Source organism: Comamonas sp. HJ-2, from assembly GCF_053615495.1.
Genome location: NZ_JBSIFD010000002.1, coordinates 74,812 through 89,213, shown reverse-complemented (window position 1 = coordinate 89,213; position 14,402 = coordinate 74,812). Strand labels below are relative to the sequence as shown.

Annotated in this window: 11 protein-coding genes; 3 read left to right on the top strand and 8 right to left on the bottom strand. The window is 62.2% G+C overall.

Annotation, left to right across the window (positions count from 1 at the left end; all coding sequences use genetic code 11):
• Positions 1 to 24 precede the first annotated feature (24 nt).
• The 5 genes from ACWGXF_RS01910 to ACWGXF_RS01890 form a co-directional block, all read right to left on the bottom strand.
• Entirely contained in the window at positions 25 to 2,370 is a 2,346-nt protein-coding gene (locus ACWGXF_RS01910) for a CHASE2 and HATPase_c domain-containing protein (protein WP_256629811.1), read from the bottom strand.
• A gap of 116 nt (positions 2,371 to 2,486) precedes the next feature.
• A complete protein-coding gene (locus tag ACWGXF_RS01905) occupies positions 2,487 to 4,193 on the bottom strand; it encodes a FecR family protein (protein WP_256629812.1) in 1,707 nt (568 codons plus the stop codon).
• A gap of 73 nt (positions 4,194 to 4,266) precedes the next feature.
• Positions 4,267 to 4,977, bottom strand: coding sequence for a response regulator transcription factor (locus tag ACWGXF_RS01900; protein ID WP_087864714.1), 711 nt, complete (start codon positions 4,975 to 4,977; stop codon positions 4,267 to 4,269).
• A 79-nt stretch (positions 4,978 to 5,056) separates the two neighbouring features.
• On the bottom strand, positions 5,057 to 6,358 hold the full coding sequence (locus ACWGXF_RS01895; protein WP_256629814.1) for a tryptophan--tRNA ligase: 1,302 nt from the start codon (positions 6,356 to 6,358) through the stop codon (positions 5,057 to 5,059).
• 42 nt (positions 6,359 to 6,400) lie between these two features.
• A complete protein-coding gene (locus tag ACWGXF_RS01890; RefSeq protein ID WP_003066089.1) occupies positions 6,401 to 7,069 on the bottom strand; it encodes a site-2 protease family protein in 669 nt (222 codons plus the stop codon).
• Positions 7,070 to 7,295: 226 nt separating this feature from the next.
• On the opposite strand from ACWGXF_RS01890, the gene ACWGXF_RS01885 reads away from it, so the two are divergent.
• Positions 7,296 to 8,552 (top strand): methyl-accepting chemotaxis protein, encoded by a 1,257-nt coding sequence (locus tag ACWGXF_RS01885; protein ID WP_039049647.1) that lies wholly within the window; start codon positions 7,296 to 7,298, stop codon positions 8,550 to 8,552.
• A 1-nt stretch (position 8,553) separates the two neighbouring features.
• Here ACWGXF_RS01885 and ACWGXF_RS01880 read toward each other — a convergent pair whose 3' ends face one another.
• Genes ACWGXF_RS01880 through ACWGXF_RS01870 form a run of 3 tightly spaced genes read right to left on the bottom strand, consistent with a single transcriptional unit; the run spans position 8,554 to position 10,414 of the window.
• On the bottom strand, positions 8,554 to 8,877 hold the full coding sequence (locus ACWGXF_RS01880) for a hypothetical protein (protein WP_012837153.1): 324 nt from the start codon (positions 8,875 to 8,877) through the stop codon (positions 8,554 to 8,556).
• A 10-nt stretch (positions 8,878 to 8,887) separates the two neighbouring features.
• A complete protein-coding gene (locus ACWGXF_RS01875) occupies positions 8,888 to 9,532 on the bottom strand; it encodes an L-threonylcarbamoyladenylate synthase (RefSeq protein WP_012837154.1) in 645 nt (214 codons plus the stop codon).
• A gap of 18 nt (positions 9,533 to 9,550) precedes the next feature.
• Positions 9,551 to 10,414, bottom strand: a complete 864-nt coding sequence (locus ACWGXF_RS01870) for a 3',5'-nucleoside bisphosphate phosphatase (RefSeq protein WP_012837155.1) — start codon at positions 10,412 to 10,414, stop codon at positions 9,551 to 9,553.
• A 189-nt stretch (positions 10,415 to 10,603) separates the two neighbouring features.
• Here ACWGXF_RS01870 and ACWGXF_RS01865 point away from each other — a divergent pair, with 189 nt between their 5' ends.
• Together ACWGXF_RS01865 and ACWGXF_RS01860 are read left to right on the top strand one after the other, a co-directional pair.
• Positions 10,604 to 12,349, top strand: a complete 1,746-nt coding sequence (locus ACWGXF_RS01865) for a methyl-accepting chemotaxis protein (protein WP_256629815.1) — start codon at positions 10,604 to 10,606, stop codon at positions 12,347 to 12,349.
• Between the two features lie 311 nt (positions 12,350 to 12,660).
• Positions 12,661 to 14,379, top strand: a complete 1,719-nt coding sequence (locus tag ACWGXF_RS01860; RefSeq protein ID WP_054073518.1) for a methyl-accepting chemotaxis protein — start codon at positions 12,661 to 12,663, stop codon at positions 14,377 to 14,379.
• Positions 14,380 to 14,402: the final 23 nt, after the last annotated feature.

Here is a 14,402-nt window from a genome sequence, read left to right as displayed (position 1 = left end):
TCTGAGGCTTTTTCGTTTCTGGGCTCAGGCTTTGGGTATCAGCAGGGTGAAGCTGCTGCCTTGGCCCAGCTGGCTGCTTATCTGCAGGCTGCCGCCATGACGCTGTGCCACGGTGCGCGTGAAGGCCAGGCCCAGGCCCACGCCATCCATGCGCTGGTGTTGCTGGAGGCGCTCGAACGGCTGGCTGAGTCTGGCCAGCGATGCCTCGTCCATGCCGGAGCCATGATCGCGCACGGCGATGCCCCATTGGCTGTCTTGCTCGACAACGGTGACTTCCACTTGGGCGCCGCCATCCCCAGTCTGTGGCTTGCCGTATTTGATGGCATTGCTCAGCAGGTTGATGACGGCGCGGTGCAGCAGGCCGGGGTCGCCATGCACGCAGGCTTCGGCATCCGGCAGCTTGAACATCAGTCGCATGTTCTGCTGCTGGGCAAGGGTCCAGCAATCCGAGACGGCCTGATCCGCCAGCAGACCCAGATCCACGACTTCGCTGCGGTATTGCTGCTGCTGGGCTCTGGCCAGATGCACAAAATCGTCTGCCAGCTGAAGAGACGACTGGGCATAGCCCTCAATGCGGTCAAACAGTGCATCTTGCGACTCGATGCGTTTGCCTGTGCGCTGCATCTCCAGCAAGGTGATGATGGAGCCTATCGGTGCACGGATATCGTGGGAGATGAACTGCATGGCCTGGTCGCGCTGGGCCTGTGCACTGCGCAGGTCGCTGATATCGACCAGGGTGATGAGCCAGCCTGAGGTGGGCGGTGCCTCGAAGCTCTGGCTCAGCAGCATCAGATGGCGGCCCTGGGTGTCGCGCCCTTCGCTCTGGCGTGACAGAGTGGCTTGCTGCAATGCACTGTGCGTGAGCAGTGGCGTGCTGCTGGCAGCGCGACCGCCGTCGCTGCTGGCGCTGTTCAGGCCGTGGAGCAGGGCGACCAGATCGTCACCTTGCTGGAGTTTGTGCTCCAGGCTTTCGATATAGCGGTGCGCGGCCGTGTTGGCAAGCAGCAGCAGCCCTTCGCGGTCGCAGACAAAAGTGGCCGAGGGCAGTTGGCGCAGGCTTTCGCTGACGAAGTGATGCAATGCGCGCAGCTGGCGCGAGGCTTGCTCCACAGCGTCGATCCGCTGATCGAGGGCATCGCTCTTGAGCGAGGGCGCGGGCAGGCCCTGGCCCTGCAGATCGCGCAGCTCCAGCGCCAGAAAGCGTGTGGCGGCGCGCAGGCGCAGCCAGCTCCAGAGCGGGTAGGCAAGCGACAGGCTCAGCAGTGCCGCAGCGGGGGCTGTCTGTACATGACCCCAACGCGGCGCCAAACCGGCTATCGACAGACTGAGCAAGGCCAGCAGGATGCTGGAAATCAGCCCGCCAGAAGGGCCGAGCCAGGCCAGAGCCAGCAGGCCCAGCAGTACGGGAAGCACATTGAGGCTGCGGTTGAGCGTGGCAGTGGCTGGCTCCAGATGTGTGCCCTCAAGGATGCCGTTGAGCACATGGCCCAGCATCTCCACATTCGAGATCAGGCGCGCATCAAAGCCGATGGGGGCTGTGAATTTTTCGCCAAGACCTGCGGCCGTGGCTCCAATCAGCACGTATTTGCCGCGAAAAGCGACCGCTGGGATATTGCCGCGCAGGATGTCGATATAGGAGTAGGTGGTGAACGGCGAGCCCGGGCTGTTCTGGCGGTCCCGCGAAGCCCGGGCAAAAGCGATGAACTGGGGCTGCAGCTTTTGCCAGGAGTTGGCTGCAACCGAGTCTGCTGGAGGTGGGGCAGATGGTTGGCAGGGTTGGGTGGTCTGGCCCACGCAGTGCAGGCTCAGCGCCATATGCCACCAGAGCTGACCGGCCTTGCCTTCCTGCGCATAAAAGCGTCGCACCACACCGTCGGCATCCACAGGCATCTGGGTGTGCCCCAGAGCCGCAGCCTCGCTGGCAAGGCTCTGTAAAGGGGTGGTGGCGGCGCTTTGCGCGGCGCGCGTGACGGGCAGCACTACGTTGCCGCTTTTTTGCAGTGCTCGTTGCAGCAGCAGATCGTCGCCGGGGTAGTCCCAGTCTTCCTCGCTGAAGACCACATCCATGCCGATGGCGCGGGGCTGCCCTTGAGTGATGCGCTCCAGCACGGCGGCGTGCAGTGCACGCCGCCAGGGCCAGCGGCCTATGCTGTCGATACTGTCATCGTCGATGGCCACGATGACAACATCGGGCGAGGCTGGACGCTGATGAAGCCAGGCCGAGGTGTCCTGAATAATGCCGTTGAAACGTGCCAGCTGCCCCGGGCCGCTGAGCCACCAGGTCATGCCGAGCAGGAAAGCGCTGAGCAGCAGCCAGCTCAGGCGCAGGTCCTGCAAGCGGTTTTTACGCAGGTTGGGCGCTTCAACCATGGGGGTGACTCGGTGAGAAGCTCATAAAACAATAGCTTCCAGCGCTTGTCATATAAGCGATCAAGATATGAATCCTATGAAGCTTCATGGAATTCAAGCGCTGGCAGCTATGGTTTTTACTGGCGCATCAGGCGTGAACCGTCGCCGGAAGTCAGCGCCTGCCCCTCGGACGAGGTCACCCAGTTGCCGGTCTGGAATTGGCGCGCGACAGAGAGATTGCTGCGCAGGCCGTTGGCATCCTCGACCTGCATCTGCAGATAGTAGGTGCCAGGAGGCAGATCCTGCGTGCTCCACTGAGGCTGGGTTATCCAGGTGTCGATCAGGGGCGCAGTGAAACCGGCGTCGCTGGCCACCACGATACGGTAGCGTTGACCCTCTTCACCTGCCCAGTGAATATGGCTGCTGCCTTCGCCGGGCGCGCCGCCGATCTGCAGCTCGGGCGATTTGGGTGCCAGGGCCAGTTTCATCTTTTGCGGGGCGGCGAAAGGACCCGCATCCGGCTGGCCGTTGCCGAGCTTACGGATGCTGCCTACGCGCCACATATATTCGCCGACAGGCAGCTTGGCCAGCGTGCTGGCAGGCAGGGCGCAGTCCTTGAGGTCGTTGGCGTCGATCAGCGGCTGGGCAAAGCTGCCGTCGGCTGTGGCTACCTGGATGCGGTAGGCCGAGGCTTCCGCCACCTGGGTGCATTGCAGGCCGTGCTGGCCCTGTCCGATGGTGGCTTCAGGTGCTGGAGACTCATAGAGCGGCGGCACCGGATGGGCTTTGACGCGCAACACTTGCAGGCTGCGTTTGCCAGGAATGCCGTTGGCGTCAATGGCGCGAATGGCCGCAATGTAGCTGCCGTCTTCGACACCCGTCAGGCGTGCAGGCGACCTTGTGAACATGCCGCCGCGCACGATCTGGGTCAGCTCCTTGTCCTGAGCGAGCAGCACTTGGTAGCGCACTGCACCAGCCATGGCTGGCAGGGGCAGGCTGACCCAGTTGGCGTCTTCGACAAGAGCGGGCCAGGCCGCAATATCGGGAGCCCCCAGCATGGCTGTGGGCTTGCCGATCTGGCCGTTTGCGGAGACGGACAGACCTTGACCTGGCCTGAGCAAGGCTGAGGGCTGGCCCGTCTGCACGGCGACCGAGCCTTCGTCGACGGCAGCAGCCGTGCGGCCCTCGTCATCACTCATCACCAGAAACTGGGTGCCGCGCACGCTGGTCGAGGCCGCCGGGGTGCGCACCTCGAAGCGGCGCTCGCCATTGGCTTGCCTGGACACTTTTGCTTCAATTGCGCCCTCGCGCAGATCGATGACGGACTGCAGACTGCCGGCTCGGCCTTTGCGGCGCATCTGGCGCAGCTCGACATCGGATTCGGACTGCACGCGCACCAGTGAGCCATCTGCCAGGCGCACGGAGACAAAGGCGTTGGCCGGAACCTGGAGCGAATCGCCTTCCTGCAGCAGCTGGCCTTTTTGCACGGGCTGAGGCGGCGCGTTGACGGAGTCTGCGAGATGGCTCGCAGAGCGTGTGCTTTGCACATCGCCATGCACAAACACCACCGAAGCCATCGCGGTGCGCAACAGGCGTGTGGGAATTTCCAGCACCGAGCCGGGGCGCAGACGAAAGGGGTCTTCCACCTTGTTATGGCTTTGCAGCGCTGTCCAGCGCTTGTGGTCGCCCAGATAGCGTGCTGCCAGCATCTCCAGCGTGTCTCCTGTCACCACGCGGTGGGCAATGACATCGTTGCCGCGGGGAGTGATCTGGGCATGGGCCAGACCTGTTGCCGTCATCCCTCCAAACGCCACCCACAGCATGCCTGCACTCAGAATGGGCATCGGGGAGTGGACGGAAAAGAGGTTTTGACGTAAATCAGGCATTTTTAAAGCTAGGTTATGGGGGCTGCCGAACTCAGGCTGCCGGAGCTGCGGGCTGCGCAGCTTCGGGGGCATCCAGGCGGTAACCATAGCCATAAACGGCTGAAATGGCATAGGGCTGACCAGCGCGCAGGTTCAGCAGATTGCGCAGGCGCGAGACATGGGTGTCCAGCGAGCGCGACTGCACCTCGGCGTTATGGCCCCAGACGACTTCGCGCAGATGATCGCGCGAGAGCAAACGGCCCTGGTTCTGGAACAGCGTCAGCGCCAGTGTGTATTCACGGTGCGTAACCTCCACGGGCTTGCCTTCCATCTCTATGCCGTTGGTGGCGGTGAGAAAGCGGTAGGGGCCGAAGTCCAGCACGCTTTGTGCCGTCAGCGGATAGGCGCGGCGCAGCAGGGCGGAGATGCGAGCACGCAGCTCGCCCGCGCGGATGGGCTTGATCATGAAGTCATCGGCGCCGCTGGCCAGGCCTTCGACAATGTCGGCCTCTTCGCTGCGGTGGGTCACGAAGATGACCGGCACTTCCTTGCTGATCTGCTCGCGCACCCAGCGCACGATATCCGGCCCGCTGCTATCGGGCAGCTCCCAGTCAATCAGCAGCAAATCGAAGCTTTCGCGGCGCAGGGCTTGCTGCAGGGCGGCCCCCTTGAGGTAAGAGTGACAGCTATGTCCGGCTTCCGTCGCGACTTGTTGCAACAGTTCCAGTTGTAGCGGATCGTCATCCAGAGCAGCAATACGCATCGGTAGTTCCTTTAGTGCGAAGGATTACATCCACGCTGTCCTTTGAATGCGGAGGCAGCGTCCATCGGGCAGCGAGGAGCTATTGCTCGGCCGCCTCACGCAGTTGTTCCAGAGCCTGGATCACCAGGTCATCGCTGACACCGTCCAGTGTCTGCAGGCACGGCTTGATGGCGGCCAGAGCCGTCGCGCCTTCGCGCTGCAACCGGGCGATGTTCTGCCCCGCTTCCTTGGGGGCGGCAAAGCCCAGGCTTTGCAGCAGCAACTGCCCGTCGGCGGCCAGCAGCTTGAAGTAGAACTGGCCATCGGATTCGCGATACTGCTTGAACTGGGGCAGTGCAGTCTTGGCAGCCTTGGTCTTGGCCTTGCTGGCTTGCGCCAGGTTGCGGATGCCGACGGCGCCGCGCAGTTGCTGCAGCAAAGGAGTCGCCAGCTTGCGTGCCTTGATGGCACCGGCCTGAAGAATCTCTTCCAGCTCTGCGGGGTGGGCAATCAGATACTCGTAGCGCTCGCGCATGGGGGCGATTTCACGGTCGATGCGCTCGAACAGGATCTGCTTGGCATCGCCCCAGGCAATGCCTTCGGCATATTGCTGGCGCAGGGCGGCGCTTTCCTCTTCGCTGGCAAAGCCCTGATAGATCTGGAACAGGGCCGAGCCTTCGACTTCCTTGGCCTCGCCGGGGGCGCGCGAGTCGGTGGTGATGCTGTTGATGAGCTTCCTGAGTTGTTCACGTGGCGCAAACAGCGGAATCGTGTTGTTGTAGCTCTTGCTCATCTTGCGGCCGTCAAGGCCGGGCAGGGTGGCGACGGACTCTTCCACCACGGCCTCAGGCAGCGTGAAGTACTCGCCGCCGTAGATGTGGTTGAAGCTCGACGCCATGTCGCGCGCCATCTCCAGGTGTTGCACCTGATCGCGGCCCACGGGAACCTTGTTGGCGTTGAAGATCAGAATGTCGGCACCCATGAGCACGGGATACATGAAGAGACCGGCGGTCACGCCGTCGTCAGGTTCGGTGCCGGATGCATTGTTCTTGTCCACCGCCGCCTTGTAGGCGTGGGCGCGGTTGAGCAGGCCCTTGCCGGTCACGCAGGTCAGGAACCAGGTCAGCTCCGGAATCTCGGGGATGTCCGACTGGCGGTAGAAGGTCACATGCTCGGGGTCGAGACCAGCGGCCAGCCAACTGGCGGCGATTTCGATGGTCGAGCGCTGCACGCGCTCGGGGTCCTGGCACTTGATGAGCGCGTGGTAGTCGGCCAGAAAGTAGAAGTTCTCCACATTCTTGTCGCGACTGGCTTCGATGGCGGGGCGCATCATGCCTGCGTAGTTGCCCAGGTGTGGGGTACCGCTGGGGGTGATGCCGGTCAGAAAACGGGTGGTGCTCATAGGGATCAACAACAGATATCAGTAGCAGACCAGGCGCTGGGTTCAGCGCAGCAAGGCCATGAAGGGGTAGAGGATCAGATCGATGGCCGAGTAGCCCAGGCTCATCAACGGGCGCAGCCAGTAGCTGCCGACCACGCCGGCAATCACCAGTGCCATGACGATGAAAAAGCCATAGGGCTCGACACGCGCCACCAGTTGCGCCTGTTTCCAGGGCAGCAGACCGACCAGAATGCGGCCGCCGTCCAGAGGCGGCAGCGGAAAGAGATTGAAAGCCCACATCACCAGGTTGACCAGAATGCCGGCGCGGCACATCTCCAGGAAAAAGCGCTCGTGCAGGCCTGTGCCTACCAAGACGATCAGCAGCAGGCCCCAGAACACGGCCTGCACGAAATTGGAGGCAGGACCGGCCAGCGCTACCCAGATCATGTCGCGCTTGGGGTGGCGCAGATGGTCAAAGCGCACGGGCACGGGCTTGGCATAGCCGAAAAGAAACGCGCCCGAGGTAGCGAAATACAGCAGCAGCGGCATCAAGATGGTGCCGATGGGGTCGATATGCTTGATGGGGTTGAGCGTGATGCGACCCATCATGGCTGCGGTGTTGTCGCCAAAGTGACGCGCAGCATAGCCGTGCGCCGCCTCATGAATGGTGATGGCGAACAGCACGGGCAGTGCGTAAATCAGTACGGTTTGTATGAGTTCGGTGAGTTCCACGCACTGATTGTCTCAGACGCCGCGCCAAGCTGCTGTCTTGTACCGGGACAAGCCGTTTGCTGTTGCAGAAATACGGGTTGCACATAGTTGTGTGGTAAACCAGATGTTGCAAAATGCAACTCGTGCAAATCCGTGGCTGCTGCCTGCACGGCGGAACAGGTTTTGTGCGGGTTGACGAAATCAATACATAACACGGCGTTCGGCAGGACAGGGCAAGGGGATCAATATGACGGTAAGCAAGCGACTGGTGATTGCATTTGTCAGCATCAGTGTTTTTGTCCTGGCTTTGATGGGAATTGCCTGGTCAGCGATGTCCGATGTGCTGGAGGTGCTCAAGGCGGGATCGCTCACGGCGCAGCAGTCGCAGAGCTTGATGGCGGAAGTCGAGCGTTCGCGCTGGTGGCTGCTGGCACTGGGCGCCTGGGTCTGCATTTCCTGCGCCTGGTCCTGGATCAGTCTGCGCCGCCGCATTGTGGCACCCTTGCAGGAAGCCATCCTGATTGCCGAGACCGTGGCGGCAGGTGATTTGAGCAAGGAGTTCTCTTCGAATGCCGAAGGCGAGTTCGGTCGTCTTCTGACTGCGCTGAGCACCATGGAAGACACGCTGACCGAGTTGGTGGGGCGCATCAAGCAGTCCACCGATTCACTGGCCGTTTCGGCCTATGAAATCGACGCGGGCAACATCAACCTCTCCAGCCGCACTGAGCAGCAGGTCAGCGCGCTGACCGAAACCGCAGCCAGCATGGAGCAGCTCACCGTCACCGTGCGTCAGAACGCAGAGCGCGCTCATTCGGCCAGCTCTCTGGCAGTCACTGCATCGGCCACGGCCGGACGTGGCGGTGATGTGGTGGACCAGGTCGTTCACACCATGGATGCCATCAGCGGCAGCTCGCGCAAGATTGTGGACATCATTCAGGTCATTGAAGGCATCGCCTTCCAGACCAATATCCTGGCCCTCAATGCGGCCGTGGAAGCGGCCCGCGCCGGAGAGCAGGGGCGTGGCTTTGCCGTGGTGGCCAGCGAGGTGCGCTCGCTGGCGCAGCGCAGTGCCGAAGCGGCCAAACAGATCAAGGAGCTGATCACGGCCAGCGTGACTCAGGTGGAAAGCGGCTCTGGCCTGGTGGGCCAGGCCGGCAGCACCATGAAGGAAATCATGCAGTCCGTAGGTCAGGTCACAGGTCTGCTGAGCGAAATCTCCGGTGCGCTGCAGCAGCAAAGCGAGGGCATTGCCCATGTGAATACGGCCGTGGCTCACATGGACAGCACCAATCAGGAAAACGCCGCCCTGGTCATGCAGGCCACGCAAGCCGCTGCTGCGCTCAATGCGCGTACGCAGGATCTGCAGCAGGCGGTGGGGGCCTTCAAACTCGATGACGATGAGTCACCTTGTCTGGCTCCTTCTGCCATGCCGGCTCCGCGTGGAGCCGGGGCCGCGCAGGCGCGTCCAGCTCGTGCCCGCGAGCTGGCCTATGAAGAGCTTTGATTCAGCGAGCTTCGTGCAGATAGCCGTAAATGGCCACGACGGTAAAGCCGAAATGGAGGCAGATAGCAGTTCCCAGCAGGACTCTGCGGCGCAGTATGGAGTCATCGGCCTGTGCCGACAGCCCTGGCGAGACATGGAATGACTTACCTCCGGCATAAGCCCGAATCGTCCATGCCGTCCAGACGGTCGCGAGGGCATAGACCGTCCATAGCTGGGATGTCTGCCGAAACACCAGCGCCACGACCAAAGAGTAAGCGCACAAAGAGACGATGAGCCAGGGCCAGTGGCGCTGAACAAAGTCTTGCGGCAGCTGCTTTTCCTGCATGAGGCCGCGCCTATTCGGGCTGAAGGCCTATGTCTTTCAGGCCGCCCATGCCCTGGCGCACCACGACGGGGGGATTGTTCAAGGCCATGGGCGTGAGGTCCAGCACCGTGGTGGGTTGCTGCGGACAGGCGCCTGAGTCGACCACGGCGTCCAGCTCATGGGGGAAGCGCTCCAGAATCGACTCGGCATCATTGAGCGGCTCGGTCTCGCCGGGCGCGATCAAGGTGGTGGCCAGCAAGGGCTCGCCCAGTTCTTCCAGCAGCAGTTGCAGACCTTTGCGATCCGGCACGCGCAGGCCGATGGTCTTGCGCGAAGGGTGGCTCAGGCGCTTGGGCACTTCCTTGCTGGCTTCAAGAATAAAGGTGTAGGGGCCTGGCGTTGCCAGCTTGAGCAAGCGGTACTGGCGGTTGTCCACGCGGGCATAGTTGGCCAGCTCGGACAGGTCGCGGCACAGCAGCGTGAGGTGGTGCTTGTCGTTGATCTGCCGGATGCGGCGCATACGGTCCACGGCGTTCTTGTCGTCCAGGTGGCAGACCAGGGCATAGCTGGAATCGGTGGGTACGGCAAGAATGGCACCCTTGCGCAGCATGTCCGCAGCCTGCTTGATGATGCGGGGCTGCGGGTTCTCTGGATAGACTTCAAAAACGATGGTCATGCAATCTCTCTCTATGATTTATGCACGCTGTATGCGGTCCTGCAGCAGCTCCCAGACGGGAGTGAGCTGGCTGGGCAGATAGGGCAGCTGCCCCAGGTCTATCTGCGATTCATCGGGGCTGTGAAAGTCGCTGCCGCGCGATGCGGTCAGGCCGAATTCCAGGGCCAGATCGGCATAGATCGCATATTCGTGCGGACGGTGGCTGCCGGTCACGACCTCCACGCCCTGGCCGCCGAGTTCCTTGAACTTGGAAAACAGCGCATATTCCTCGTTATGGCTCAAGTCGTAACGTGCCGGGTGGGCAATCACGGCCACGCCGCCGGCATCCACGATCCAGCGCACGGCGTCCTCCAGATTCGCCCAGACATGGGCGACATAACCGGGCTTGCCTTCTGTCAGATAGCGTTTGAAGACTTCATAGGTGTCGCTGCAGACTCCGCTCTCCACGAGAAAGCGCGCGAAGTGGGTGCGCGAGATCAGCTCGGGGTTGCCTGCATGGCGCAGTGCTCCTTCATAGGCGCCGGGAATGCCGGCCAGTTCCAGCTGCCTGGCCATTTCGCGGGCGCGTGGGCCGCGGCCGTTGCGAGTGTCGTACAGGCCTTGGGTCAGAGCTGCGTTATCGGCGTCAAAGCCCAGGCCCACGATATGTACGCCGCTGCCCGAGAAGCTGACGGAAATTTCAGTGCCTGTCAGGTAGTCCAGCCCTGCTGACCTGGCTGCGGCTGCTGCCCGGTGCTGGCCGCCGACCTCGTCGTGATCGGTCAGCGCCCATAGCTCCACCCCTCGCTCGGCGGCACGCAGAGCCAGTTGCTCGGGCGTCAAAGTGCCGTCGGAGACGACGGAGTGGCAGTGCAGATCGGCGTTCAGATAGGTTTTGGGCACGGCTTGATTGTAGGCGGCTGTACGCAATCATGATTTGTGTCATAGCACGAGCGCTATTGCGGTCGAAGCTTGTAACAAAGCTCAAATCTCCCGCCAGTATGCCGATTAAGGATTGGCTACAGCGCTTGTGAGTTTCTGAATTCGTTAAGGCTGCCACGGTGTTGCTTGATCTATTGAGATGGATAAAAAATGAAATTGAATCAGTTCTCTGTGTCACAAAAGCTGTGGGCTTTGGTGATTGGCTTGCTGGCGGGCTTGCTGCTGGTGTCTGCAGGCAGCCTGATCTATCTGGATCGCGTGTACGTGAGTATCTCCAAGGAGGCCACGCGTACCCGAATGGCAGCCAACATTGCCAGCGAGTGGCGTCATCTGACCGAGCAAAGTGTGGATCGCTCCATCGTCGCGGCCATTTCCTCCGAGGAAAACCTGGTGGAGCAGCAGCGCAAGCTGATGAGTGACGGGATTGCGCATATCACCGAGCTGCAGAAAAAGCTCAACGAACTGGTCACTGACGATGAATCGCGCAAGGTGCTGGACGAGGTCGCCGAGCGCAGGCGCGCGACGCTGGAGAGCAATGCAGCCGTGCAGGCCGCGCGCAAGGACAATGATTTTGCGGCGGCCTTCGATCTGGTTGAGAAAAAGCTGCGTCCCAACGCCAAGGTCTACGTGGATGCGCAGCGCAAGTTTGTGCAGTTGCAGGAGCAACGCAGCCAACGTGCGGTTGCCGATGGCGAAGCAAGCCAGTCTCAGGCCTATGTGGCTATCGGTCTGGTCTGCGGCCTGATCGTTCTGCTGGGGCTGGCGATGGCGGCTCTGATCCTGCGCTCGATCATCGCTCCGTTGAATGAGGCGGTAACTCTGGCCGACTCCATCGCTGCCGGCGACTTGACGGCAACGGTACGCAATGACCGTCATGACGAACTGGGCCGTCTGCTCAAGTCCCTGAACGCCATGGCCGAGCGCCTGCGCTCCGTCGTCGGCCAGGTGCGCTCGGGCGTGGAATCCGTCTCTTCGGCCTCGGGCCAGATTGCCACGGGCAACCAGGACCTGTCGGCCCGCACCGAGCAGACGGCGGCCAATCTCGAGGAAACCGCGGCCAGCATGGAAGAGCTGACGGCCACCGTCACCCAGTCTGCCGACACGGCGCGTCAGGCCAATCAGCTGGCATCGACAGCCGCCCAGGCGGCCGAGCAAGGCGGTCGCGTGGTGCAGCAGGTGGTGCAGAGCATGGGCCAGATCACCGATAGCAGCCGCAAGATTGCCGACATCATCGGCGTGATCGACTCCATTGCCTTCCAGACCAATATCCTGGCCCTGAATGCAGCCGTCGAGGCGGCACGCGCCGGTGAGCAGGGCCGTGGCTTTGCCGTGGTGGCGGGCGAGGTGCGCAGCCTGGCGCAGCGCAGCGCCGAGGCGGCCAAGGAGATCAAGCAGCTCATCACCACCAGCGTGGACAATGTGCAGTCGGGCTCGCAGCAGGTGGAGCTGGCGGGCCAGAGCATGAGCGAGATCGTGGCCAGTGTGCGCCGTGTCAGCGATCTGATCGGCGAGATCACGGCCTCGTCCACCGAGCAGCGCGACGGCATCAACCAGGTCAATCAGGCGGTGAGCAATCTGGATCAGATGACGCAGCAGAACGCGGCGCTGGTGGAGGAGTCCAGTGCGGCGGCGCTGTCCATGCAGGAGCAGGCGCGTCGTCTGGCGGAAGTGGTCTCAGTCTTCAAGCTCGGCCATGAAACCGGCTATGCCAAGGTTGCCGCACCTCAGCGCTCGGCCAGCCGCGCCATGCCGGCCATGGCGCCAGTGAAGCAGGCTGCTGCTGCAGCCAGACCCGCGATCAAGAAAGCTCCTGCTGGCCCGGCACCCACGGCACTGAGTGCCAGCAAGGCCAAGCCTGCTGCGGACTCCGACGATGGGGACTGGGAAACGTTCTAAACCGCAGGCTGACACTCGCTTGCAGGCCCGCCGCTTCTGACAGGAGGCTGCGGGCTTTTCCATTCTGGATTGCCAACTCCAGCCGTGTCGAAAAGCGGGAAAGTACTGAGAACATCAGTCGTGTGCAATGCGCAAAGCAGTTGTAACAATTATTAATATATTGATGCAACCTCGGGAGAGCATCCCGAAGAGGTGGAGGGAGGACGTCAGGGGCCAGGAATTGACCGCCAGAGTCATGCACAAGCCAGCCCGTAGTTCACGATGCGGACGTGCCTGTGTGTGTGGGTTCTTTTGTCTGGATTGGTTGGTTCATGAAGTTGTTTCAATTCACCGTGGCCCGGAAGCTGTGGGCATTGGTGATCGGTCTTTTGGCGGGGATGTTGTTGTTGGTGGCAGGCAGCCTGGCTTATTCCAAACGTGTCAACGAGGGCGTTCTTACGGCGGTGGTGGAGGCGCAGACTGCTGCTGCGCAGGCCAAGGAGTGGCGCATCCTGACCCAGATGAGCATGGATCGCTTCACGGCAGCTGCCATGTCCACGGAAGAGAATCTGGTCGAGCACCAGTACAAGGCCATGGCCGGCCTGATCGCCAGCATCAACGAGTTGCGCGACAAGGTGCTGGCACAGGTTCATACCCAAGAGGCCAAGGGCCTGATGGCCGATGTGAACACGCATAGAGATGCCTTGTTTGCGGTGAACAAGGAGGTGGATCAGGCTCGTCAATCCAAGGATTTCGAGCGTTCGCAAAAGCTGATCGAAGAGCGGCTCAATCCCATGGCGCAAAAGTACTACGCGGCCCTGGATGCCTATGTGCAACTGCAGGACCGCTACCGGGTTCAGGCGCTGGAGCTGGGTGAGTCCAGCCGCTCCAAAGCCTATGTGGCGATAGCCGTCGCTTGCGGCGTCATCATGTTTTTGGGATTGGTGACTGGCCTGCTCATCATGCGCTCCATCACCCGGCCTCTTGTCAAGGCTGTGGAGCTGGCAGATGCGATCGCCGAGGGCGATCTGAGTTTCAGAAGCGGGCATGGCAGCGAAGACGAACTGGGGCATCTGCACCAGTCCCTGAACGCCATGGCCGAGCGCCTGCGCTCCGTCGTCGGCCAGGTGCGCTCGGGCGTGGAATCCGTCTCTTCGGCTTCGGGCCAGATTGCCACGGGCAACCAGGACCTGTCGGCCCGCACCGAGCAGACGGCGGCCAATCTCGAGGAAACCGCGGCCAGCATGGAAGAGCTGACGGCCACCGTCACCCAGTCTGCCGACACGGCGCGTCAGGCCAATCAGCTGGCATCGACAGCCGCCCAGGCGGCCGAGCAAGGCGGTCGCGTGGTGCAGCAGGTGGTGCAGAGCATGGGCCAGATCACCGATAGCAGCCGCAAGATTGCCGACATCATCGGCGTGATCGACTCCATTGCCTTCCAGACCAATATCCTGGCCCTGAATGCAGCCGTCGAGGCGGCACGCGCCGGTGAGCAGGGCCGTGGCTTTGCCGTGGTGGCGGGCGAGGTGCGCAGCCTGGCGCAGCGCAGCGCCGAGGCGGCCAAGGAGATCAAGCAGCTCATCACCACCAGCGTGGACAATGTGCAGTCGGGCTCGCAGCAGGTGGAGCTGGCGGGCCAGAGCATGAGCGAGATCGTGGCCAGTGTGCGCCGTGTCAGCGATCTGATCGGCGAGATCACGGCCTCGTCCACCGAGCAGCGCGACGGCATCAACCAGGTCAATCAGGCGGTGAGCAATCTGGATCAGATGACGCAGCAGAACGCGGCGCTGGTGGAGGAGTCCAGTGCGGCGGCGCTGTCCATGCAGGAGCAGGCGCGTCGTCTGGCGGAAGTGGTCTCAGTCTTCAAGCTGGGACGCAATGCAGAGGCTTTCACGACCGTGTCCGCAGTGCTCCCAAAGCCGCTAGCGACGATCAAGGCGTTCAACCCGACCGCTCAGCCTGCCGTTGCAGTTCCCAGGCCGGTAGCGTCCAGGTCCAAGGAGCAGTCCCTTGCAAGCACTGCGGAGGACGATAGCTGGGAGCAGTTCTAAGTGTCGGGCACAGCGTGAAATGG

Excerpts from the sequence above, each read along its gene's own strand:
- ACWGXF_RS01885 (WP_039049647.1), top strand. The coding sequence starts at position 7,296 with ATGACGGTAAGCAAGCGACTGGTGATTGCATTTGTCAGCATCAGTGTT.
- ACWGXF_RS01905 (WP_256629812.1), bottom strand. The coding sequence starts at position 4,193 with ATGCCCATTCTGAGTGCAGGCATGCTGTGGGTGGCGTTTGGAGGGATG.
- ACWGXF_RS01880 (WP_012837153.1), bottom strand. The coding sequence starts at position 8,877 with ATGCAGGAAAAGCAGCTGCCGCAAGACTTTGTTCAGCGCCACTGGCCC.
- ACWGXF_RS01900 (WP_087864714.1), bottom strand. The coding sequence starts at position 4,977 with ATGCGTATTGCTGCTCTGGATGACGATCCGCTACAACTGGAACTGTTG.
- ACWGXF_RS01910 (WP_256629811.1), bottom strand. The coding sequence starts at position 2,370 with ATGGTTGAAGCGCCCAACCTGCGTAAAAACCGCTTGCAGGACCTGCGC.
- ACWGXF_RS01895 (WP_256629814.1), bottom strand. The coding sequence starts at position 6,358 with ATGAGCACCACCCGTTTTCTGACCGGCATCACCCCCAGCGGTACCCCA.
- ACWGXF_RS01865 (WP_256629815.1), top strand. The coding sequence starts at position 10,604 with ATGAAATTGAATCAGTTCTCTGTGTCACAAAAGCTGTGGGCTTTGGTG.
- ACWGXF_RS01875 (WP_012837154.1), bottom strand. The coding sequence starts at position 9,532 with ATGACCATCGTTTTTGAAGTCTATCCAGAGAACCCGCAGCCCCGCATC.
- ACWGXF_RS01860 (WP_054073518.1), top strand. The coding sequence starts at position 12,661 with ATGAAGTTGTTTCAATTCACCGTGGCCCGGAAGCTGTGGGCATTGGTG.